Annotated in this window: 22 protein-coding genes and 1 pseudogene; 2 read left to right on the top strand and 21 right to left on the bottom strand. The window is 67.7% G+C overall.

Annotated elements, in window-relative coordinates; genetic code table 11:
- Nucleotides 1-100 precede the first annotated feature (100 nt).
- A complete protein-coding gene (locus E4M00_RS15500) occupies nucleotides 101-1,045 on the top strand; it encodes a hypothetical protein (protein WP_240037202.1) in 945 nt (314 codons plus the stop codon).
- A gap of 39 nt (nucleotides 1,046-1,084) precedes the next feature.
- Here E4M00_RS15500 and E4M00_RS15495 read toward each other — a convergent pair whose 3' ends face one another.
- From E4M00_RS15495 to E4M00_RS15465, 7 genes are all read right to left on the bottom strand, one after another.
- Nucleotides 1,085-2,374, bottom strand: coding sequence for a CDP-glycerol glycerophosphotransferase family protein (locus tag E4M00_RS15495; protein ID WP_240037200.1), 1,290 nt, complete (start codon nucleotides 2,372-2,374; stop codon nucleotides 1,085-1,087).
- 81 nt (nucleotides 2,375-2,455) lie between these two features.
- A complete protein-coding gene (locus E4M00_RS15490) occupies nucleotides 2,456-3,331 on the bottom strand; it encodes a glycosyltransferase family 2 protein (RefSeq protein ID WP_135121400.1) in 876 nt (291 codons plus the stop codon).
- Nucleotides 3,318-4,148: a CDP-alcohol phosphatidyltransferase family protein gene (locus E4M00_RS15485; RefSeq protein WP_240037198.1), complete on the bottom strand. Its 831-nt coding sequence runs from the start codon at nucleotides 4,146-4,148 to the stop codon at nucleotides 3,318-3,320. Before E4M00_RS15485 ends, E4M00_RS15490 begins: the two co-directional genes overlap by 14 nt.
- Before the next feature lie 2 nt (nucleotides 4,149-4,150).
- Nucleotides 4,151-5,206, bottom strand: a complete 1,056-nt coding sequence (locus E4M00_RS15480; protein WP_135121398.1) for a glycosyltransferase family 2 protein — start codon at nucleotides 5,204-5,206, stop codon at nucleotides 4,151-4,153.
- Nucleotides 5,207-5,328: 122 nt separating this feature from the next.
- Nucleotides 5,329-7,056, bottom strand: coding sequence for a S1C family serine protease (locus tag E4M00_RS15475; protein WP_135121397.1), 1,728 nt, complete (start codon nucleotides 7,054-7,056; stop codon nucleotides 5,329-5,331).
- Between the two features lie 118 nt (nucleotides 7,057-7,174).
- Nucleotides 7,175-8,008 carry a hypothetical protein gene (locus tag E4M00_RS15470; RefSeq protein ID WP_135121396.1) on the bottom strand — a complete coding sequence of 278 codons (834 nt, stop codon included), beginning with the start codon at nucleotides 8,006-8,008 and terminating at the stop codon, nucleotides 7,175-7,177.
- 41 nt (nucleotides 8,009-8,049) lie between these two features.
- Nucleotides 8,050-8,625: a hypothetical protein gene (locus tag E4M00_RS15465; protein ID WP_135121395.1), complete on the bottom strand. Its 576-nt coding sequence runs from the start codon at nucleotides 8,623-8,625 to the stop codon at nucleotides 8,050-8,052.
- Nucleotides 8,626-8,755: 130 nt separating this feature from the next.
- Between E4M00_RS15465 and E4M00_RS15460 the strand changes: the two genes are divergently transcribed.
- Nucleotides 8,756-9,952: a pyridoxal phosphate-dependent aminotransferase gene (locus E4M00_RS15460; protein WP_135121394.1), complete on the top strand. Its 1,197-nt coding sequence runs from the start codon at nucleotides 8,756-8,758 to the stop codon at nucleotides 9,950-9,952.
- A 68-nt stretch (nucleotides 9,953-10,020) separates the two neighbouring features.
- On the opposite strand, the gene E4M00_RS15455 is transcribed toward E4M00_RS15460, so the two are convergent.
- The 14 genes and pseudogenes from E4M00_RS15455 to E4M00_RS18275 all read right to left on the bottom strand — a co-directional run.
- Nucleotides 10,021-10,857, bottom strand: a complete 837-nt coding sequence (locus E4M00_RS15455; protein ID WP_135121393.1) for a carbon-nitrogen hydrolase family protein — start codon at nucleotides 10,855-10,857, stop codon at nucleotides 10,021-10,023.
- Between the two features lie 3 nt (nucleotides 10,858-10,860).
- Complete coding sequence (locus E4M00_RS15450; protein ID WP_135121392.1) at nucleotides 10,861-11,148, bottom strand: GNAT family N-acetyltransferase; 288 nt, start codon at nucleotides 11,146-11,148, stop codon at nucleotides 10,861-10,863.
- Nucleotides 11,145-12,932, bottom strand: a complete 1,788-nt coding sequence (locus E4M00_RS15445) for a sensor histidine kinase (RefSeq protein WP_135121391.1) — start codon at nucleotides 12,930-12,932, stop codon at nucleotides 11,145-11,147. The genes E4M00_RS15450 and E4M00_RS15445 overlap by 4 nt, the downstream gene beginning before the upstream one ends.
- Nucleotides 12,929-13,324: a response regulator gene (locus E4M00_RS15440; RefSeq protein ID WP_167756921.1), complete on the bottom strand. Its 396-nt coding sequence runs from the start codon at nucleotides 13,322-13,324 to the stop codon at nucleotides 12,929-12,931. The genes E4M00_RS15445 and E4M00_RS15440 overlap by 4 nt, the downstream gene beginning before the upstream one ends.
- Entirely contained in the window at nucleotides 13,314-13,691 is a 378-nt protein-coding gene (locus E4M00_RS15435) for a response regulator transcription factor (RefSeq protein ID WP_135121389.1), read from the bottom strand. Before E4M00_RS15435 ends, E4M00_RS15440 begins: the two co-directional genes overlap by 11 nt.
- Nucleotides 13,691-13,831: a hypothetical protein gene (locus tag E4M00_RS17905; RefSeq protein WP_167756920.1), complete on the bottom strand. Its 141-nt coding sequence runs from the start codon at nucleotides 13,829-13,831 to the stop codon at nucleotides 13,691-13,693. Before E4M00_RS17905 ends, E4M00_RS15435 begins: the two co-directional genes overlap by 1 nt.
- The gene (locus E4M00_RS15430; protein WP_167756919.1) at nucleotides 13,828-15,327 is read right to left on the bottom strand and encodes a glycosyltransferase family 2 protein; all 1,500 of its coding nucleotides are present in this window, start codon (nucleotides 15,325-15,327) and stop codon (nucleotides 13,828-13,830) included. Before E4M00_RS15430 ends, E4M00_RS17905 begins: the two co-directional genes overlap by 4 nt.
- A complete protein-coding gene (locus tag E4M00_RS15425) occupies nucleotides 15,324-16,073 on the bottom strand; it encodes a PHP domain-containing protein (RefSeq protein WP_135121388.1) in 750 nt (249 codons plus the stop codon). Before E4M00_RS15425 ends, E4M00_RS15430 begins: the two co-directional genes overlap by 4 nt.
- On the bottom strand, nucleotides 16,070-17,035 hold the full coding sequence (locus E4M00_RS15420; RefSeq protein WP_135121387.1) for an ATP-grasp domain-containing protein: 966 nt from the start codon (nucleotides 17,033-17,035) through the stop codon (nucleotides 16,070-16,072). Before E4M00_RS15420 ends, E4M00_RS15425 begins: the two co-directional genes overlap by 4 nt.
- A complete protein-coding gene (locus E4M00_RS15415) occupies nucleotides 17,032-18,108 on the bottom strand; it encodes a response regulator (protein ID WP_135121386.1) in 1,077 nt (358 codons plus the stop codon). The genes E4M00_RS15420 and E4M00_RS15415 overlap by 4 nt, the downstream gene beginning before the upstream one ends.
- An 83-nt stretch (nucleotides 18,109-18,191) precedes the next feature.
- Complete coding sequence (locus E4M00_RS15410) at nucleotides 18,192-18,821, bottom strand: uracil-DNA glycosylase family protein (RefSeq protein ID WP_135121385.1); 630 nt, start codon at nucleotides 18,819-18,821, stop codon at nucleotides 18,192-18,194.
- Nucleotides 18,822-18,828: 7 nt separating this feature from the next.
- A complete protein-coding gene (locus tag E4M00_RS15405; protein WP_135121384.1) occupies nucleotides 18,829-20,040 on the bottom strand; it encodes an MFS transporter in 1,212 nt (403 codons plus the stop codon).
- 506 nt (nucleotides 20,041-20,546) lie between these two features.
- Entirely contained in the window at nucleotides 20,547-21,080 is a 534-nt protein-coding gene (locus E4M00_RS18280; protein ID WP_420813457.1) for an RES domain-containing protein, read from the bottom strand.
- Between the two features lie 377 nt (nucleotides 21,081-21,457).
- Nucleotides 21,458-21,818 (bottom strand): annotated as a pseudogene (locus E4M00_RS18275) (50S ribosomal protein L25); the annotation flags it as partial.

The raw sequence follows: 21,818 nt of genomic DNA, 5'->3' as shown, positions 1-21,818 counted from the left end.
TGCGGATGGGCCCGGCCGGCGACGGGCGCCTCGTGCCACATCGGGCGACCATCCGCAAGGGAGGGGGATCCCTCAGACTCTCGCAATAGGCTCGTCCTCTATGGCACGCACACCGAAGCCCATCGTCTCCTCCACCGGCGGCACCCCCGTCGGCGGCGAGCTGCCGCCGCGCCTGGTGCGCACGATCGACTTCGGACTGGGCGTGCAGCGCCCCGCGGTGCTCGCGCACATCCGCAGCATCCGTCGACGCAATCCGGATGCGACCCCGGCACAGCTGGTGCGCATCCTCGAGCGGCGGTACATGGCCGCCACCACCACCGGCGGCGCGGCCGTCGGAGCGACGGCGGTGGTCCCCGGCATCGGCACGGGCATGACGATCGTGCTCTCGGGTGTCGAGACCGCGGGCTTCCTCGAGGCGACGGCGCTGTACGCGCAGTCCGTCGCCGAGGTGCACGGTATCGCCGTGGCCGACCCCGATCGGGCCCGCGCCCTCATCATGACGATGATGCTCGGCTCCGAGGGCTCGAGCCTGGTGCGCCAGCTCGCCGGACAGGTGTCCGGCGGTGGAGCCGTGCGCAGCGCCTACTGGGGCGAGCTCGTGACGGCGAACCTGCCACGCGCGCTCGTCGGGCCGCTGGCCGACAAGCTCAAGTCGATGTTCCTGCGCAAGTTCGTGGTGGGAGCCGGCGCCAGCGTCTTCTCCAAGGCCATCCCCTTCGGAATCGGTGCCGTCATCGGTGGAGTCGGCAACCGGATCGTGTCGGGACGCGTCGTGCAGTCGTCGCGATTGGCGTTCGGGATGCCGCCCGAGACGCTCCCCCATGAACTCGAACCGCACGACATCGTGGTCGGCGACTCGCGCGGCAACATCGCGACGCGCGCCTTCGCTGGAGTGCAGGGCGGCGTCTCCCGGGCCAGCAACATCATCAACGGGCGGATGCGCGCCATCCGTCCCCGTCGCAAGAGCCTGACGGCACCGGATGCCGCTCTCGAGCCGGATCCCCTCGACGACCTGTTCGGCGAACCGGACCCCGAAGCGCGCTGATCGAGCGCCGATCTCGGCGGCCTCGACCGCTGACGCCGTCTACTGGCCGAGAATGCCCGGGTCGTCGTCCTCGCCGACATCGTGCTCGTCGACCTCTCCATCGGCCGCGTGCAGTGCGGCGTTGCGCTCCCACTCGTCCATGAGGTGCTGTACGGCCGCGTGGAAGCGCGCCGTGGCCGCCCCCGGAGTCGCGTCGCCGAAGTAGCGCTCCACCCACACGCGCAGCCTCTCGCGCGCGTCGTCCCCGTGCGACAGCTCGTCGACGAAGGCGACGATGCCCGGGGCGTCCGCGGCCGTCAGCCACTCGCAGTCCGACAGGTATCCGCCGGTGTCGATCTCGGCGGCCGGGTTCACCGGTCGCGTGATCATGAGCGGCTTGCCGGTGGCCAGACGGTCGTAGACCATCGCAGAGATGTCGACGACGGCGACGTCGGCAGCGGCGAGCTGCCAGCCGAGGTCGGCTCCCTGGTCGAAGATGTGCTGCGCCGTCGGGTCTGCGGCGTTGGCCTGAGCGATCATGCGGATGATCTCGCGGTTCGCGGCGCCGTAGGCGTCGTCGACGACTCCGGAGCGCGGATGCGGGCGATAGATCACCCGATGCCGACCGCTCGCGAGCAGGGCGCGCACGAGCGCGACGCCGTGGGTGGCGACGGAACCGTACGCCGCTGCCGCCCGGTCGCCCTCCCACGTCGGCGCATAGAGCACGACCTCGCGGGCATCCGGAGTGTAGGGCAGATCGCCCGAGTAGTGGTCCGCCTGCGGCCGGCCGATGGGCAGCGCACGCTTCGCGAAGTCGTAGTCCCACAGCACCTTGTTCAGTCGCGACAGGGCGGCGTCACCGGCGACCAGGGCGTAGTCGTACGCCTTGAACTGATTCGTGGTCATGTACATCTTGTCGCTCTCACCATGATTGATGAAAACGTGCCAGCGGCGCCCGTAGCGCATCATCTGGAAGTTCTTGGCGTTCTGGTTGACGTAGAAGATGACGTGCAGGTCCTGCTCGTCGATCACCCGCTCGAGGTCGACGACCTTGCGCACGTACGCCACGGGAACCGGCGCCTCGTCGAGCAGGATCGACGCCGAGCCCGAGGCACGGCTGAGGATGAGCACGGGCCAGGTCTTCGACAACTCGGCGAGCGGCTTGTACCACTGCCGCATCTGGTACAGGTTGACCTTGCCGTCGGCGAAGTAGACCGCGACCTTGAACCGGTACGGCTCGAGCGGCGGCTTGAGAGCGAGCTTCTGGCGCAGCTCCGACTGGGCCCGGCGGTTGGCGAAGACGCTCTTCACATAGCGCAAGCCGAGCTTCGCGTCCTTCATCACACCCACGGTTCCAGCCTACCCGGGTGACTGCGATGGGGGTCGACGACGGATGCCGCCCGCGATCATCCCGCGATTCGAGCGCCCACGTCAGATGACGGGCGGGCGCCCCGCCAGTGTCATGCGCCACACCGTGCGCCAGCGGAGCGGCCGACGCTCACCGGCATCCGTTCTCCACCCCTCGCGCCAGCCGCCCCACCAGGCGCCGAGGCCGTCGCGATTGCGCACCGAACGCAGCAGCTGCACGCCGGTCCAGGAGGCCACGTAGAGCGGTACGAACACCGCGGGAAGGTTGCGCCGGGCCAGCCACACCCGGTTGCGGGCGTTGAGCCTGTAGTAGTAGCTGTGCCGCGTCGGCGTGATCACCGGGTGGTTCGCGACGAGGTCGCCGGCGTACCAGGCGCGCTTGCCCTGGTCCCAGACCCGCCAGGCCAGTTCGATGCCTTCGTGGGCGTAGAAGAACGGCTCGGCCCAGCCGCCGGTGGCGTCGAAGACCGCGCGCGGCAGGATGACGGCGCCCTCCCAGACCGAGAAGACGTTGCTGGAGTGCTCGGCCTCGCCCTTGCGGATGCGCGGAATCCAGCGCTTCGGCGGCGTGGTCCCGCTGGGGTCGACGACGCGGGGCTGGACGAGGCCGATCGAGGCGTCGGCGCGCAGCTTCGCCACCGCCGCCGCGAGAAACTCGGGATCGGGCAGGCTCGCGTCGTCGTCGAGGAAGAACAGGAACTCACCGCTTACCTGCGCGACTCCGCGATTGCGTCCGGCAGGGATGCCGAGGTTCTCGGGCAGGGCGAGAGCGGCGACTCCGGCGGGCAGCGCGGTCGGCTCCCATCCGTTGCCGACGCACACGATGTCGAGGCTCACACCGGTCTGATCCAGGAGCGACCGGATGCCGCGGGCCAGGTCGTCGGGACGCGTGCCCTGGGTGAGCACGACGACCCCGACCGTGGGATCAGGAACGGACACGCTTGGAGGCCATGATCGCGACGAAGTGGCCGATCAGTGCGAGGAAGGCGAGGGGAACGAGCACGACGACGAGGATGCGGTCGACCTCGGGCTGGCCGACGAACAGACCGATCACAGCCGCGATGAAGGCGATCATCGTGAGCTCGACGGAATGGTAGAGACGGTGGAACGGCACGAAGCGCGCGGCCCGACGGAGGGTGGCGACGAGACTGTGGGTGGGTGCTGATTCTCCGTGGGTGTCGGCGAGCTTCGTGAGTCCGGCGTTCGCTCGGGCGACGTGCACCATGTCGTTCAACGCCTTGTTCAGCACGATGAGCAGCGCGAGCAGGGTGCCGAGTGTGGTCCAGAGGTAGTCCTCCGGAGTGTCGAACGGCCAGGCGGCGGCACGGATGCCGAGGGCGATGGGGATGAGCGCCTCGGTGGAGTAGTGCCCGACCTTGTCGAGGAAGACACCAGCCGGGGAGGACGTGCGGCGCCAGCGGGCGACCTCTCCGTCGCAGCAGTCGACGAGCATCTGCAGCTGGCCGAGAACGAGCGCGAGAAGCGCGCCCCAGATGCCGGGGATGAGGAGGGCTGCGGCCGTCGACCAGCCCACGAGGATCATCAGTCCGGTCACGCCGTTGGCCGAGATACGCGTCTTCAGCAGCATCCAGGTGAGGTACGGCGAGAGGTCGCGCAGGTAGAGCGACGCGGTCCAGTGCTCGGCGTTGCGACGGCCTCGCACCTCCGGTGGTTGCGCGACGGCGCGCAGCTCGGCGATCGACGACGGTCGCGCCGGACGCTCGGGAGACGCCGCCGACTCGTGTGTTGCCGCCAAGCTCATCTCCCCGTGTGCGCCGCGATATTGCTGGTCAGTGAGAGATAGCCCGGCAGGAAGCCGAGCCCCCAGCAGAAGTGGATGCACGGCAAGACTAGGAGAAACCACAGGGACACGCGAATTCCGGCGCCCGTGGTTGACAGGATGGTGGCCGCGACCACGAACAGCGCGTACACGGCCGGCATGGCGAAGCCGATCAGCATCCACGGGAGGGCTCCCACGAGGGCCTGGACCACGCCGGCGAGGCCCAACAGGACGCCGAGAGTGACTCCCACCACCATTAGCGGAGGGATGAAGTAGCGCAGACCGTTGTTGGCGGGGAACCGCCGCGCGAGTTCGCCGCGCCACAGTCCGGTCGAGAACATCTGGCGCGCGAGACGGGAGACGCTCGGTCGGGGGCGGTAGACGACCTTGAGTCGCGGGGTGAACCATACCGTCTCCCCCGCCAGCCGCAGACGGCGGTTGAGCTCCCAGTCCTGGCCGCGTTTGATGCCCTCGTCGAACAGGCCGACGGCCTCGATGGCCTCTCGCCGGAAGCATCCGAGGTACACGGTCTCGGCCGGTCCCTCGACTCCCCCGACATGGAACGACGAGCCGCCGAGTCCGACCTTGGTCGTGTAGGCGAGGGCGACGGCCTTCTGGAACGGACTGTGACCGCGGGCGTCCATGATGCCGCCGACGTTGGCCGAGCCGGTCGCGAGGATGGTCTCCACCGCGATGCGCGCGTAGTCCCTCGGCAGGCTGGAGTGGGCATCGACGCGGATGACGATCGGATGCCGCGACGCACGGATCGCCGCATTGAGACCGGCGGGAGTCGACCCCACCGGGTTGTCGATGACCCTGATGCGCGGGTCTTCGGCCGCCATGTCGGCGAGAAGCTCGGTGGTGCCGTCGATGCTCGGGCCGAGCGCGATCGCCACTTCGAACTCGCCGACGTAGTCCTGTTCGAGCAGGCTCTTCACCGCGGCGCGCACGTGCGTCACCTCGTTGAGCACCGGCATGACGTAGGAGACGCCAGGCAGCAGCTCTGCTGGGCCGCTGGGGGCGTTCTCGGTCATTGCATCCACTCGTCAGACGGTCGATTGAGCCTATCGCAGGGATTCTGGGAACACCCGCAGCAGGAAACGGCTGAAGCCGCCGCACCCTGGGGTGCGGCGGCTTCAGGATCGGTCGGCTCCGATCAGCCTGCCGTGTACTCGCCGAGGGTGACGGTGGCGGTCTCGCTCTTGCCGTCGCGCACGTAGCTGAGGTCGGCCTTCGCGTCGCCGGCCAGGTAGCGCACCTGGGCCGTCAGGTCGGTGGCGTTCGAGATCGGCACGCCGTTGAACTCGGTGACGATGTCACCGGACTCGAGGCCCGCCTTCTCTGCCGCTCCGTCGGAGGAGACCTCCTTGATGAGGGCACCGACGACTCCGGCCTCGGCGCTGGTCGCATCCTGCACGCTCGCTCCGAGAAGACCGTGGGAGGCTGCGCCGTCCTTGATGATCTCGTTCGCGACGCGCTCGGCCAGGTTCGACGGGACCGCGAAGCCGACGCCGATGCTGCCCGACTGGCTGCCCTCGGTGGTGGCTCCGGCGCTGGCGATGGCCACGTTCACGCCGATCAGCTCGCCCTTCGAGTTGAGCAGCGCACCACCCGAGTTGCCCGGGTTGATGGCGGCATCCGTCTGGATGACCGGGAGGGAGATGGTCGACGTGGCCTGGGGCTGCGCCTGCTGCTGGCCGCTGCCGTCGTCGGGCAGGTTCCAGAAGTTGAACGGGCTGTCGCCGCCCTGGCCGTTCTCGTCGTTGGGGTCCTGCTGGTCCTGCGTCGAGTCGTCGGGGGCTGCGGAGGACGCCACCTGGATGGAGCGGTTGAGCGCGCTCACGATGCCGTTGGTGACGGTGCCGGCGAGGCCGAGCGGCGCGCCGATGGCGACGGCGGAGTCGCCGACGTTGAGCTTGCTGGAGTCCGCGAACTCGAGGGGGGTCAGGCCCGAGGCATCCGTCAGCTTGATGACGGCGAGGTCCGAGACGGGGTCGGTGCCGACGAGCTTCGCGGTGTAGAGGGTTCCGTCGGACATCTGCACCTGGATCTGGGTGTCGCTCGCGCTGCCGTCGAGGGTGACGACGTGCGTGTTCGTGAGCACGTAGCCGTCCTTCGAGAGCACGATGCCCGAGCCTGTTCCCGCTCCGGCATCGGACTGCACCGAGATGGTCACGACGCTCGGCGAGGCCTTGGCGGCGACGGCGGTGATCTCATTGACCGAGTCGGTGTTGTTGACGACGACGTTCTGCGGCTCGGCCGAGGTCGAAGACTGCGTCGTGTCGTCGTTGCTCGTGAGCACGGCGGCGACGCCGACTCCCGAGGCTCCTCCGATGAGGGCGCCGGCGATGAGCGCGGCAACGATGGGGAGGGTCGCACGACGCTTGGTCGCGGTGGTTCCGCCGGCGGCGCCGCCGTTGCCACCGGCTGCTCCGGGTGCTGCGGGAACGCCGACGTAGGGCTGCGTGGGCTGCGTCTGCTGGGCGTACGGCTGCGGGGCGGTGCCCGGAGCGTAGACCGTGGCGGCCGGAGCGACGGGCTGGCCGAACGCGTCGGTGGTCTGGGGGTGTGCGCCCGGGTGCTGAGCCGCAGCGGGGGCGACGGGTGCCGGGGTGACAGGTGCCGGGGTCGGGGTGACGGGGGCGGCTGCTGCCGGCGGGGTCACCGGCGCGGCAGGCGCGGCGGGTGCGGCCGGCGCGATCGGGGTGGTCGCGGCATCCGGAGTCGCGGGCTCGGAAACGACAGGAGCAGCGGCGTGCTCGACAGTCGGCTCGATGACCTCGGTGGGTCCGGTGGGCGTCTTCGCCTCAGGGGAAGTCTGCTCGGGGGCGTTGTGCGAAGCGATCTGCTCCGGCGTGCCGTCCGGGGTGTTGCTCTCGGTCATGGTTGCTCCTTCCAAGCGATGTCAGCTTGGCGGGCGAAGCTGTGCGTTGGTTTCGTGAAGACTGTGAGCAGACTTGCCCGAGCATAAGAGTTCCCTATGACCCGCAAGCTTCCGGTCGTCAGCAGCCTGGACCCGATGGATTTCGCACGCAGTCCCGAGCGACGAGCACCGTTTCAGCCTGTGCTGCTGTGACGATGATGTCGTTCGCCGACACTGTCAGCGTACCGGCGATCGGGCGCCACGGCTGGCCTGCGAAGCTGAACTCGGCTGCATAGTCGACGGATGCGCTCACGGTGATGCGCCCGGTCGTCGTGAAGGTCAGGCTGGTCGGTGTCGCCGTGAACTCCGGCACCCCGAGAGCCGCCCAGCTGGCGCCGCCGGTTCCGCTCGACGCCGAGGCACCATCGCTGGAGGCCCAGCTGTAGCCGACCGGCGTGAAACGCACACGTGCGTCGAAGCCGAGCAGGGTGCCCGCCTCGGTCTCGGCGGCGGCGATGGTGAAGAAGTTGGCCGGGAGCCCGATGACGGCCCAGCCATCGGGTTCCATCGTCTGGGACGGCGTCGTGGGTCGGAATGAGGCGATGTCGTCGAGGGTGACGACGGTGGGCGGCGTCGGCTCCTGCGGAGTGCAGTCGACGATGGCGCCGCAGGTGACGGATCCGCCATCGCCGTCACCGCCGGTGAGCGTTCGCAGGCTCACGTCGACGCCGTCGTCACCCACCGCAGGGTTGATGATGAGGTCGGGCGGGGGTGCGGCGTCGCCCCCGCCGGCCTCACCGCCGTCTCCACCGCCGTCAGATGCCCCACCGTCGCCGTCGGTACTGCCGCCGGTGTGCGCGTTGATGTCGACGCTGCCGTCGTTGATCGAGCCCGAGGATGTCGGACAGCCACCGGTGATGGAATCAAAATCAAGACATGGGCCGCCCGCCCCGTATGCAGGACTAGACCCCAACGAAATAGCCAGCACTAGCGCAACTAGAAACCCGGCCCTTTTCATGGACAGAAGTTCTTTCCGTCCCAGAGAACCTTTTCCGAAACTTGAAGCTGGTCTGCACTCCCTACAACGGTTAGGACGAATGGCAACACAGTTTGCCGATCGGGTTTGACGATAGAAGTTCCCGTCTCATCGACAATGTCAGCAAGAGATACGTCGTCGCATACGTACAGAACGATCTCGAGAGCTTCTGACTTCGCATACTCGGCCGTTTGCAACTCCTGGGTCGAAAACGAGGTGGATCCGATCAGGGTGGCGCCGGCGTCGCGATATTGGCTTGCGTTCTTCAGCGCATTTTCAAGCGCCTCCCCAATCGCAACCGCCTCATACCGCTCGGGTCGGGTGCCCCCGTCGTGCCCAACCTCATCGCTGACTTTCTGGTACGCCGCATACGCCTCCTCCGCCGCTGCGAGCGCCTCCTCGTCCGACGCGAACACCGGGGTGGCGGACGGCGTACTGCTGGCCGACGGAAGCGGCTTCGGTGACGCGGCGCATCCGCCGAGCGCGACCGTCGACAGACCCGTCGCGAGCAGCACCGCACCGAGGAGCGTGTAGCGGTGGGATGCGGCGCGCATGCAGTCACGGTAGGCCATTCGCGCGGCTCGTCGCGAGAGAAATCCACAAGTGTGCCGCACTGGTCGCCTAGCGTGGGTGTGGAGGGCGTCCGTCATCTCGATGCCCCGACCGCACGACGACAGGAGACCGATGACGGCCGACGCCCCGTGGCAACGCGCAGCTCGCGGAGCCGGCCTGCTCGGTGCCGACGGCAGCATCGCGGCGACGATCTTCGCCGAGATGAGCGCCCTGGCCACCCGCACCGGCGCCATCAATCTGGGTCAGGGCTTCCCCGACGAGGACGGCCCGGTCGAGGTGCTCGAGGCCGCCCGTGACGCCATCTCCGCCGGCATCAACCAGTACCCGCCCGGGCGGGGCATGCCCGTGCTCCGCGAGGCGATCGCGGCTCACCAGTCGCGCTTCCGCGGCATCACCCTCGACCCCGAGAGCGAGGTACTGGTGACGGCGGGAGCGACCGAAGCCCTCGCCGCGACCATCCTGGCGCTGGTCGAGGCGGGCGACGAGGTGGTGACGTTCGAGCCGTTCTACGACTCCTACGGCGCGATCATCGGGCTCGCCAACGGCATCCATCGCACGGTTCCCCTGCGCGCTCCCGACTTCCAGCCCGACCTCGACGACCTGCGTGCGGCGATCACCGATCGCACCCGACTGATCATCGTCAACACGCCGCACAACCCGACGGGATCCGTGTTCGGCCCCGAGGTGCTGCAGCTGATCATCGAGCTCGCGCAGCGCCACGACGCCATCATCGTGACCGACGAGGTCTACGAGCACCTGGTGTTCGAGGCGCAGCACGTGCCGATCGCCACCCTGCCCGGCGGCCGCGAACGCACCATCACCATCTCCTCGGGCGGTAAGACCTTCAGCACGACGGGTTGGAAGATCGGCTGGCTCACCGCGCCGGCCGAGCTCGTCACGGCCGTGCTCGCCGTCAAGCAGTTCCTCACGTACGTCAACGGTGCACCGTTCCAGCCCGCCATCGCCGTCGGGCTCGGCCTGCCAGACAGCTTCTTCACCTCGGCCGCCGACACCCTCAGGGCGAAGCGCGACCTGCTGTCGTCGGGGCTGACGGATGCCGGATTCACGGTCTCACTCCCCCAGGCCGGTTACTTCGTGGTGGCGGATGCCGCTCCGCTCGGGCATCCGGATGCCGTGGAGTTCTGCCGATCGCTGCCCGCCCTGGCCGGAGTCGTCGGTGTTCCGATCACGGCCTTCGTGCACGAGGATCGGCGCCACGAGTACGCCTCCCTCGTACGCTTCGCCTACTGCAAGCGCACGAGCGTGCTCGAGGACGCCGTCGCGAGACTCGCGCGGCTGAACGGCTGAACGGCTGAACGACTGAACGACTGACCGGCCGACCGACGCCGCCGCCGCGGCTCAGCGACGGAGACGCGTCAGCGCGGCACCACGGCGTAGCGCCGCAGCGCCAACGCCGGGTTCGTGCGACGCACGGCCGCGATGCGCTCGGCGCTGACCCAGGCGAGGGCGGCATCCGTCGTCTCACCGATCGTGGCGAGCTCGACCCCCATCGGATCGATCACGAAGCTGGTGCCGACTCCCACCGGCGGTGCGTGATCGGCCGCGGCGACGTAGACGGTGTTCTCGATGGCGCGCGCCGTCGCGAGTGTGCGCCAGTGGTGCTCCTTGAGCGGCCCGCGCACCCATTCGGCGGGAACCAGCACGAGGTCGGCGCCGGCGTCGACGAGGCGACGGGTCACCTCGGGGAAACGGATGTCATAGCAGGTCTGCATTCCCACGCGGATGCCGCCCACCACGAACGTCTCGGGCTCGCCGATGGCACCGGGCACGACTCGGGCGGACTCCGTCTGGCCGAAGGCGTCGTAGAGGTGCTGCTTCCGGTACGTGGCCACCAGTTCACCGCGCGGGTTCAAGGCGACGAGGGTGTTGGAGAAGCGTGCGGCATCCGTCGACTGCTCGAGAACACCCGCCACGATGTGGATCCCGAGCGAGGCGGCCAGGTCGGCGAGAGCGCGGACGAACTCCCCGTCGAGGGGCTCGGCCGCATCGACCATGTCCTGGTCGAGCTCGGCCCTGAAGAAGGCCGAGTACTCGGGGAAGACGACGAGCTGTGCGCCGCGGGATGCCGCGAGACGGGCGAGCCTGGTCATCTCGGCGAGGTTGGACCCGGCGTCGTCGGTGGGCGCGAACTGCGCCACGGCGACGCCGAGGTCTGCAGCACCGGCAGCCGTCCGGTCGTCGAGTGACGGCATCCGTCAGCCTCGATCGATGATGTCGTCGAACTCGTGGTGGGTCTCGAGGTACTCCACGAGGAAGGGGCACTTCGGCACGACCCGCTCGCCGCGCTCTCGAGCGTCGGCGAGCATCCACTCGGTCAGCCGCGTCGCGACGCCCTGGCCCTTGTAGTCGCGCAGGGTCTGCGTGTGGGTCACGATGATCTCGCCCGGGCTCTGCCGGAATTCGGCGTAGCCGGCGATCTCGCCGTCGATGGAGAGCTCGTAGCGCCCGCCATCGTCGTTCCGCCTGATGCTGGTCTCGCTCATGCAGTCGACTCCTCGTTCATCTGGTTTCCTGCGACCTCGACCCCGCGCCGGATCCCGAGTGGTCGGGGCAGTGCGATGGTGAATGTCGTTCCCTCATTCTCGACGCTCGAGACGCCCATCAGGCCATGGTGCGCCGTGACGATGGCTTTCGTGATGCTGAGGCCGAGCCCCACACCCTGCACGGCCTGACGCATAGCCGTGGACGAGCGGAAGAATCGGGTGAAGAGCCTGTCGATCTCGGCGGCGGGAATGCCCATCCCGGTGTCCTGTACGGCGATGACGGCCTCGGTCTCGGACTCGGTCAGCGAGACCGTGACCGATCCACCGCGGCCCGTGAACTTGAGCGCGTTCGAGATCAGATTGTCGCAGGCCTGGGCGAGCCGCGTCGGGTCGCCGTCGACGACCACGGGGTTCTGCGGCAGCTCGGCCTCGAGGTTCACGCCGTTGCGCTCGGCGGCCGGACGCCCCGACTCGACGGCAGCGGCGACGATCTCGCCGAGCTCCACCGTCTGACGCTCGAGCGGAAACTTGCCCGCCTCCACCTGCGCCGTGAAGAGCAGGTCGCCGACGAGTGAGAGCAGGCGGTTCGCGTTACGCTCGGCGACGGCCAAGTAGGCGAGCTGCTCGGGCGTGAGCGGCTCCTCGGCCTCGTCTCGGATGAGCTCGAGGTAGCCCAGGATCGAGCTGAGCGGCGTGCGCAGCTCGTGCGAGATCATGCCGACGAACTCGTCCTTGAGCTTGTTCACCTCGCGCGCCTGCGTGAGGTCGGTGCCGATGAAGATGAAGCCGACGACCTGACCCGTCTGGTCGATGCGCGGCGATGCCGACAGTTGCACGGGGATCTTCGTGCCATCGGCGTGCAGGTAGGTCCACTCGGCGTTGTCGCCGTATCCCTCGCGCGCCGCCGAGATCAGGTCGACGAAATGGTCGTGGTCGTTGATGGGATCGATGCTGGAGTCGAACTCCGCGGTGCGTTCGACCAATTGGCCGGCATCGATGAAGTCGACGATGTAGCTCCTGCCCACGGTCTCGTCGCTCGTGTGACCCAGCATCCGTTCGGCCCCGGGGTTCCAGGCGACGACCTCGCCGCGAAGGTCGACGGCGATGACGGACTCCGCGACGATGGCCTCCCAGATGCTGCGGTTGAACTGCTCGGACTCACGCAGTCGGGCCTCGCTCGCCTCGAGATCGCGCGCCTGCCTCTCCGCTTCGGCGAGAAGCGTCGCGCGCTGCTCGGCGAGGGTGCTCAGCGAGGCGATCTGCAGCCGGGACCGGTGTGCGAGATCGTTGAGGATGGCAGCGAAGATGAGGTACACGAACGGCGAGAAGAAGCCTCGAAGCACCATGCCATCGGTCCACGACGCCTCACCCAGCAGATACGGCATCTGCAGCACGACGCAGGCGGAGACGGCGGCGACCGCGATGTAGCGCCGGCCTTCCTCGGTGGCGATCCAGACGACCGGGAGGATGACGAGCGCGCCGAAGAGCGAGGATGCCCCACCCGTGCCGACGCGGAAGAAGCCGAAGCCCACCATGGTGACGAGAGGCAGGGCCAGAGTCCAGGTATGGGGCATGCGTCGCCACGGCAGGAGGAAGGCCGCGATCGTGGCCACGACGACGATGAGGATGCCCAACCATCCCCAAGCCGGATCGGTCATGCCCGCACGCGGTGCGAAGAGGATGGCCAGCAGCGCGAGGGCGAGCCCTGCCACGGACGGGATCTGCTTCAGTCCCGGCGTCGGCGAGTCACCGACGAGGCGGCCGATCCACGTCGGCGTCGTCATGCGTCCCACTCCTCGATCAGTTCCTTCAACCGCTCCGCGAACCTGCGCGGGCTGAACGGCTTGGTCACGTAGTCGTCGGCGCCCGACTCCAGTCCGGCCGCGAGGGAAGCCGCATCCACGCTGGCCGACACGATGACGACGCGCGGCTCCGTCCGGGGTCGCGATGACCGGATGCTGGCGAGAACCTCGAGGCCGCTCATCTCGGGCATCGAGACGTCGAGGATGGCGAGCTCGATGCCCCCTCGCTCGATCACCTCGAGTGCTGCCCTGCCGTCGCTGACGACGGACACGACATCGAGGCCGGCCATGATCGCGGTGATCTCCATGAGCGAGCGGATGTCGGAATCGTCGTCGGCGACGAGGGTGCGAAGCGCCCGGTTCTCAGTCGGCAACGGGATGCTCCCTGCGCAGGCGTTCGGCGATCGCGCGCACCTGATCACCGGTGAACGGCTTGGGCAGAACTGCATCCGCCACCGGGTAGTCGTGGGCGTCGAGTACCGAGGAGATGACGATGGCAGCCTCAGGGGCGAGCGCGCGCATCCGCGTGGTGATCATCCAGCCATCGGCACCGGGGAGCAGCAGGTCTAGAACGATGATGTCCGGCGCGAAGTCGAGCACGACGGCGAGGCCGTCCTCTCCGGATTCAGCCAGCTCGATGACGCATCCGGCCTTGGTGAAGTGCTTGCCGAGCAACTCGCGCTGGTCGTCGCTGTCGTCGACGATCAGCACGCGGCAGGGAGCCGTCGGATCGTCGGCCATCACAGGAAGTACACCTGTCTCACGAAGACGATGGCCGCCACGATCAGCAATGCCAGCAGGGCCTGCGGGATCAGGCGGCGCTCGGAGCGCCGGTTGTCGTCGATCTCGCGCTGCAGGGCGCGCTCACCGAGCTCGGTCATCCCATCACCCGTCCTGTCTTCTCAGTCTTGTCCCACACCATGGCGGCTCCGCGAGCCTCCTTGATGTACGAGTCGAAGGTTACAGCGCAGAGGATGGGACCGTAGCCGACGATGTAGGTGAGGAGCGGGCTCAGCCAGCGCCCTGCCCGGGTGCCGTCGACGGCCTTCGTCAGCCAGGCGCCGAGCATCGACACCGAGATCCAGATGTACGTGAACAGGGTCCAGAGGAAGAGGCCGGTCTCGGTGATGTGGAAGCCGAACCAGGCGGGAACCACCACCTCGAAAAATCCGGGCAGCAGGGCGGAGACCATGATCACGATCGAGATGAGCCCGGGGAACAGGATCGCCTCGCGCCAGCTGGAGCGTCCGGTGACCGGATCGAGTTGGGCCGCCAGCAGCATCGTGTAGATGTAGGTGCAGGCTGCGGTGACCCAGAGGATGCGGAACACCTCCGAGGCCAGGTTCGACTCCAACAGGAGGAGGCCGATGAGACCGATGGACGAGAGGATCATCAGCACCGGCAGCAGGAACACGCTGAACCAGAACAGGCCGAACGAGATGCTGCCGAGGTTGTGCTTCCTCGAGGGGCGGAACCAGACGTCCTTGTAGCGCTTGGTGAGCTGCACGTTGCCGCGCGCCCAGCGTAGACGCTGCTTCCACAGAGCGGCGATGGCCAGCGGCTCCTCGGCGAGGACCACGGCGTAGGGCTCGAAGACCACCCGTCGGCCGGCCAGCTGCGTCTTGAACGTCGTCACGGTGTCCTCGGCCAGCGAACTGGTGTCGATGGCGCCGCCGATGTCGACCAGGTTGAAGCGCGAGTGCAGTTGAGCGCCCCCGGCCAGGCAGGCCAGGGCCCCGAGCACGTTCTGCGCGCGGCGACTGCCGATCTGCGAGAGCACGTACTCGAAGGCGATGAAGCGATTGAGGAAGTTCTTCTCTGTGCTGCCCTCGCGGATGTACGCCGTGACGGCGCCCACCTCGGGGTCGGCGAGATGCCGCGTCATGCGGCGCAGCGAGTCGGGCAGGTAAATGACGTCGGCGTCCATGATGAGCAGCGCCTCCATCCAGTCCTCGGAGAGCACGATGCGGATGCCGTGGTTCAGCGTGTGCGCCTTGCCCTCACCGCCCACGTCCCGTCGCAGGTGGAACACCGCGCCGGGGTACTGCAGCGCCTTCGCCTTCACGACGTCGGGAGTGTCATCCGTCGACGCGTCGTCGACGACGTAGATTCGCAGGCGCCCCTCTGGATACTCCAGCGACATGAGCCTGTCGATCGATGCTCCGATCACGGCACCCTCGTTCCAGGCCGGCACGATCACCGCGACGTTGGGCAGGTAGGGCGCCGCCTTCCGGTAGTGGTTGCGGAAGGCGTGGAAGGGGATGAGCAGGAACTGGTACGCCATCATGAGCACCGGCACGATGCCGAGCGCCACGAAGATGACGAGCACGACCACGAGGATCGTCTCGAGGATGTTCCCCCAGTCGGCCGGTGTCATGCGGTCTCCCCCGGGACAGCGGCATCCAGCAATGCGATGACGCGGTCGTAGCGTCCGACGTCCTCGGCCACGTGGCTGTCCGTTGCGGCGACGACCGTCGCGCCGGCCGCTCGGGCCGCCCTGATCACGCGTGGGCCCGGGCAGGCCCATTTCTCGTTGACCTCGATGCTCGTGCCCGTCGCGGCGGCGGCATCCGCCCACTCCGCGAGCAGGTCGTCGGGGAGGTCGTCCTCGCTGATCCCGATCTTCGGCAGGATCGAGAACGGATGCGCGAGCTGGCCGCCGGGAGCGAGCTTCATGGCGCCGATCGTGGCGTGCACGAGCGTGGCCAGCGCATCCGTCGTCGAGAGTCCCGCAGCGAGTTCGGCACGCGTGCGCTCGGGTGTCCACGGGCCGTCGTGACTCGGGAACTGGTGATCGGCGATGACGATGCCATCCACTCCGCCCGGCCCGACCACGAGGTCGGAGGGGATGTCGAGCCTTCCGGACGCGTCGAGGATCTTCGCCTCGACCCCTGTGTGCACGGTGAGCGAATCGGGCGCGAAGACTCGTTCAGCGGCGACGGCCGCGAGAAACTCGGGAACCCAGGTCGTGCTCACCCGCACGTGGTCGATGAGTCTCAGGTGACGGATGCCGCGCTCGGCCGCCACTCGGATGTTCTCCGACATCGTGCTCGTCGCATCGTCGGAGAACTGCGAGTGCACATGCCAGTCGCCGTTCAGCTCCGGATGCGATGCCGCGCTCATGACGACGCGATGATCTCGTCGACGGGCAGGAAGATGTCCTCGAGGAACCGCGTGACGGCGATCTCCTGGAACGGGACCGTGTGCGGGAGCTCGCGCCCGAGAGCGAGATCGACGGCGAGGGACGGCATGTCGACGCCGGCCGCGACTGTGAGCGGCATGGAGCCCGAGAAGCGCGGGTTGATCTCGAGGAGGGCAGGGGTTCCGTCGGTGGCGTAGCGCAACTGCACGTTCGCGACGCCGACGAGTCCGGCGGCGATCGCGCACGCGGCGGCCGTGTCCTCGAGCTCTGCGCGGTGCACGGTGCGACCGGCGACGGCCACTCCGGAATCGACGCGGGCTCGCAGGCGCGGCACGGCCGAGATGACGTGGCCGTCGGCACCGAGGATGACGTCGACCGAGAACTCGTCGCCGGGCAGGTTCTCCTGGATGATCTGGCTGGTGTCGCCCGCCGCGGCCTCGAGCTCGGCGCGGGTGTGCACGAGGTGCACTCCCCGGGAGCCGGCACCGCTGCGGGGCTTCACGATCACGGGGAAGACCCAGTCGTACTCGGCACCCTCCTGGGTGAGCAGCTCGGTGTGCGGGATACGTGCCTTGCCTTCGACGGCCTGCATGAGCAGCCACTTGTCGAGCGTGGTGTGCAGTGCCTCGGCCGATGGGGCCGCCAGCTCGGCGCCGAGTTCGGCGCGCCTGTCGGCGAGGCCGGGGAGCTCGGCATCCACCGTCGACACGATCACGTCGATGGCGTCCTCGGCGACGAGCGCGATGATGGCGTCGACGAACTCGGGCGCGAGGCCGGCCGGGATGATGCGGCGGCGCTCGGCCGGAACGAGGTAGAGCGCGCTGGCCCAGCCGTCCATGTCGGCGGCGAAGACCTCCAGGTCGTCCCGCTTGAGCAGCGACCGGATGACCGCCACTCCTGCCGGTCCCCCGGCTCCAGTCACGAGCACTCGTGAGACGGTCACATTTCCTCCCCAGGTCTCGGACTCGACGCCACTGCGCCGGCCGAGGTGTCGATGGATGACGGAGCGCCGATCGCGGCGCTGTCACGGATGATCTCGAGCGGCTCGCTGTAGCGGCCGGTGCCGAAGCGCGACCAGTAGCGGGCGGTGGCGAGAACGAAGTCGGGTTCGAGATAGTCGCGGATGCCGGCCTGCGACGCGAACGCCCTCAGCAGGGCGAGCTTCGTGTCGGTGTGACCGTCGATGGTGACGAAGCGGCTGGGCCGGAACTCGATGGTCGAGGACGGAGACTGGAAGCACGCGACGGTCGGGACCCTGCGGGTGGCGATGAGAGCCGCCTCGTGCACGGAGCGGTGGTCCTGGTGTCGCTCGTTCTTCGTGTGCGTGTACACGATGCCCGGAGACACCTCGGCGACGACCCGTTCGATGATGCCCACCGTCGGGTCGGAGTTCGGGATGCGGGTGTCCTCGAGGTCCTCCATGAAGAGCCTCGCACCGAGGATCTCGGCTGATGCCAGCGACTCGTGCTGGCGGTCGTCGGCGGCACCTCCGCGGGCACCGCGAGAGAGCGTGAGGATGACGATCGGGTCGCCGGCTGCGGCGTGGGCCGCGAGAACCCCTCCGACGCCGATCTCGACGTCGTCGGGGTGGGCGCCGATCGCGAGCACTGTGCGCTTCTGACGCGCCGCAGCCGCCTGACGCGACCTCGCGCCGAGACGGTGGACCGTCTCGACCAGAACTGTGCTCGGCACGGGCTTGGTGAGGAACTCGTCGGCGCGATCGCGCAGGGCCCGGACCGCGTAGTCGACGGAGGCGTGCGCCGTCATGACGATGACGGGAAGGGAGGGATCGATGAGGCGCGCCTGCTCGAGGATGTCGAGTCCGCTGGCGCCCGGGAGTTCGACATCCGTCACCAGAACGTCGGGCCGGAACTCGCGCACCACGTCGATGGCGCCGATGCCCGAGTAGAGAACCCGCACATCGCATCCTGCGCGCTTCTCGAGCACGGTGCGAGTGAACAGCGCAACGTCCTCGTCATCTTCGATAACGAGGACGCGGTAGGGCGCGTCGGTCATCTGCAACTCCGTTCGACAAGTCCCACTCTATTGAGGCTGAGGAGCCCTCACTGACGACCGGCCGGATCCGCCACGAAATGGGGTCAGTGCGCCTGGCGAGTCGGCGCCGGCGCTGCGAGGGCTGCGGTCACACGAGCCTGCAGATCGGGAACCAGTTCGGACTCGAACCACGGATTGCGCATGAGCCAACCGGTGTTGAGCGGTGATGGGTGCACGATCGGGACGACCGCCGGCGCGTAGGCGCTCCAGTCGTGCACGGTCTCGGTCAGCGTCGCACGGCGCTCACTGCCGAGCACATGGCGCTGGGCGTAGGAGCCGACCAGCACCGTCAGCCGGGCATCCGTGATCAGTTCGAGAATGCGCGGATGCCACTTCTCCGCGATTCCCCTGCGCGGAGGCAGATCTCCCGACGGAGCTTTACCCGGGTAGTAGAAGTCCATCGGAACGATCGCGAAGTGCCGGGGATCGATGAGCTGTGCATGATCGACGCCGAGCCAGCGGGTGAGGCGTCGCCCACTCGCGTCATCGAAGGGGATGCCGGACTCCTGCGCGATCCGCCCGGGCGCCTGACTCATGATCACGACACGGGAGGTGCGGGAGCCGGTGAAGAGCGGAGTCCAGCCGCGAGCGGTGAGATCGGCATTCGCCGAATCGGCCATGATGTCTGCGGCGACGGCCTCGAAGGCGTCGTCTCGGAGCAGGGGCTTCACCATGGTCGGGTCAGCTCGCGGTGGGAGATGACGGGAACGCCCGCCGGGACACGACGATGACGATCACGCCGGCCAGGATGAGGGCCGCGCCGCAGTACGGCAGCCAAGTGAGTCCGATGCCGGCCAGCACGGCTCCACCGAGAGCCGCTCCCCCGCCGATGCCGATGTTCGCCGTCGCGTTGACGAGCGCCCCGATGAGGTCGGGCGACGCACCTAGCGTGCGGATGGCTGCGGTCTGGAAGCTGGAGGCGACAGCACCGAAGCCGGTCAACCAGAGGGCGGATGCCGCAAGCACCCCGACCTGGTCGGGGAACGCGAACCCGAGCGCCATGAGCCCGACGACCATCGCGATGAGCGCGATCAGCAGGCTCGACCGCGGGCGGCGGTCGAGACTGACGGCGGCGAACCAGGTTCCGACGAGACCGAGGCCGCCGAGCACGAGCAGCACGGGCCCCACGCCGGCCGTGGACAGACCCGACGCCAGCAGGATGACGGCGATGTAGGTGTAGACCGAGTACTGGCCCAGATAGACGAGCGCATTCGTGACCGAGACCGCTGCTAGGCGCCCTCGGCGCGCTCGACGCTCGGGATGGTCGCGGTCGTGTCCGGCGTCCACGGCGACGGCCGGCAGCAGGACCACCACCGACACGAATGCGAGAGCGCACCCCGCCGCCAGGACGCCGAAGGCGACCCGCCATCCCACGGCCGAGCCGAGGGACGTCGACAGGGGAACGCCGAGCACGAAGCCGGCTGACGCCCCAGCCGTGACCAGTGCGAGTGCCCTCCCGGTGAACTCCGGCCGCACGAGACGCGAGCAGTACGCGATGCTCAACGAGAAGAACAGCGCGTGGGCGATGCCGCCGAGTGCGCGGCCCGCCGCGACCACGGCGAACGTGGGCGCCAGGGCCACGACCAGGTTGCCTGCCGTGTACGCGGCGAGAGTCACCAGCAGGAGGCCCTTGCGCGGCATCCGTCGGGTCCAGAGCGTCAACGGCACGGCGAGCACGGCGACCATGAACGCGTAGACGGTGACGAGGAGCCCGGCGATCGATTCCGAGACGCCGAGGTCGTCGCCCATCGCAGGCAGCACCCCGACCGGCAGCATCTCGGTGGTGATGGCGAAGAAGGTCGCGATCGTGAGGGCGACGATGCCGCCGGCGGCGTCCCGGACGGTTCCCGGCTGCCAGGCCCGATCGCCCTGCGGCTCTCGAACGGCTTCCATAGCGCGAGGCTATCGGGTCGTCCCGACGCCCGGGTCGCGGCAAAGACGAAGTCCCCCGGATCCTTGCGGATCCGAGGGACTTATCGTGGCGATCTTGGGCAATCCGGAAGGCCTTCAGTTAACCGGGCACATACGGCGGTCCTGAGGAGATGTTCCAAGCTAAGCAGCAAACTATTCCAGTGATCGCCAAGGAGGAATGTTGCAGTGCGCGATTTGAGAGCCCGCGGAGACTCGCACAGTGCGGACGCACCCCTTTGAGAACCACGCGTCGGGTAGTTTCCTGGGCGGGCCACTCCGTTTCTAAACTGAGGATCGAAAATGGTCGACTTTGCATGCACGCCTTGGACCGGTAGCGAAGGTCTGAAGACTGTCCGGCGGATACAGGGATGACGACAAGAGTCGAGCAGCGGCATGGACGGGCCGCGCAAACTACTCGGTGATAGTCCCGTAGATACAATGGGAAAGAATTCTCGGCGGTCTCGCCGGGCCCCGCTTGCCAAATCCGTCTAGCGGCGCGGGCGTCGCAGTTCTTTGCGTGCCACATCGACTACGTGATGGGTGATGTCGATGTACTCAATATTCAGAAGTTGGTGATCGGGTGAGCCTCCGACTGGGCGCCATCTGGCAAAGACCGTCCAATTTGGACGCCAAAAGGACCACCAACGTAAGCCGTCCCATCGAGGCGCGCCGTTCGAATTCCGCTCGCGGAAGACGTCCATAGCCCACCCCTGCGTAACTCCCAAATTCTTAGATACCACTTGCGTTGGCCGTAAGCCTCGATCTACAAGATTCCGCGCATCGTCTAGGTCGATAAACCGAAGCAAGTCCGGGATCTCATACGCGGCAAGGGCACGTCTTCCAGACGGCAAGTAGGGAACGTCGAACATCTCATCCGACCACTCGGCGAACTCTCCGAACACTTCACCGACGGCGGCTTCGGGCGTAAGTGCGTAGTACCAGGTGTCGTACTCGTTTGCATTATCTGCGCGTCCGCCTCCTTGCGGGCGGTGCAAGTAGTCGGGATGTCCTGAGGTTCCCACCGCAGCAGCGGGATCATATGGAAAAACGCGATAGACGATCACGCCTATGCCGCGCTGAGTCGTATTGCTCGGATCACTTCGTCAGGCCCATCGAGCTCGAGCACGTCCATCGGACGCGCTCCTTCAAGGACAATGTTTGGTCCACGAAGCCAATCGATAGCGGCAGATCCCCATCGATTGGTTGCCAAGACTGCTACTCGCTCCAGACCCGCGAGGGCGTCGAGTGCATTCGACTTCTTGGCTGAGGCTTCATCGAGGCGGAGCAACTCCGGGTTGGTTACCCTTAGAACGTGTCCAAGTTCGTCCTCACCGAAAAGGGCAATGAGAGCCTTGAGTCGCATTTGAACAGAAGCTGACGTTGAGATCTCGGAAGGAACGAGCGACACAACGGAGATGTCGGGGTCGCTGATGAGCGAGGAGCCCCGGGGCAGCTCTATGTCCTTGGCGAAGATCTGGGCACCCTCTTCGAGTCCCCCGACATCGACGACGACGTTCTCGGGGATGTGGGTCGCCTCGGCCTCGAGCAGGAGGGTCTTGGCGTCGAGGTCGGCGATGGTGCCGGCGACGGTCTCACCGGTCACGTGCACGGGAACCTCGATCTGGACCTTCTCGCCCTTGTGGATGACGATGAGGTCGAGGTGCTCGATGATCTGGCGGACCGGGTCCTTCTGCACGTCCTTGACGAGCACGAGCTCGGTCTTGCCGTCGATGTCGAGCTCGAGCAGGGCGTTGGCCTTG

The organism is Orlajensenia leifsoniae, assembly GCF_004570845.1.
Taxonomy (GTDB): domain Bacteria; phylum Actinomycetota; class Actinomycetes; order Actinomycetales; family Microbacteriaceae; genus Orlajensenia; species Orlajensenia leifsoniae.
Note: the sequence above shows the minus strand (reverse complement) of the source record. Positions and strands in the feature narration are given on the sequence as shown.